Consider the following 333-nt stretch of genomic DNA (forward strand, 5'->3'; position numbering starts at 1 on the left):
CTTTGAACTCGATCAGTTTAGCGCCCGCATCCGGCGCCGCATTGAACCGTTCGACGCAAATGGCGGACGCCAGTTCTCCGCGTGCAACGTCGCCGGCGGCGGCTGCCGCTTTGCTTGACGTGCCGCCTGTTACCCAACCTCCCCAGCTGAATTCGATAATCATCGTGGCGATTGCCGTGACGACGCAGGCCCAGACGAGAAGCGTCTTGGATGGCTGGTAACTGTCGAAACGCTGGGTGATCGATGTCTTGCTGCTGCTCTGAACGGACATTGGAATTCTCCCTGTCTATTGTTCGGGTTCGCCGTCCGGCCACGCCGGACGGTTCAGGCTGT

At 60.1% G+C, this 333-nt stretch carries 1 protein-coding gene; it reads right to left on the reverse strand.

Annotated elements, in window-relative coordinates; genetic code table 11:
• On the reverse strand, nucleotides 1–271 hold a 271-nt coding region (locus tag AF337_RS11005; RefSeq protein ID WP_049732215.1), incomplete at its 3' end, for a hypothetical protein.
• Nucleotides 272–333 lie beyond the last annotated feature (62 nt).

The organism is Rhizobium ecuadorense (assembly GCF_001187535.1).
In the GTDB taxonomy this organism is placed as follows: domain Bacteria; phylum Pseudomonadota; class Alphaproteobacteria; order Rhizobiales; family Rhizobiaceae; genus Rhizobium; species Rhizobium ecuadorense.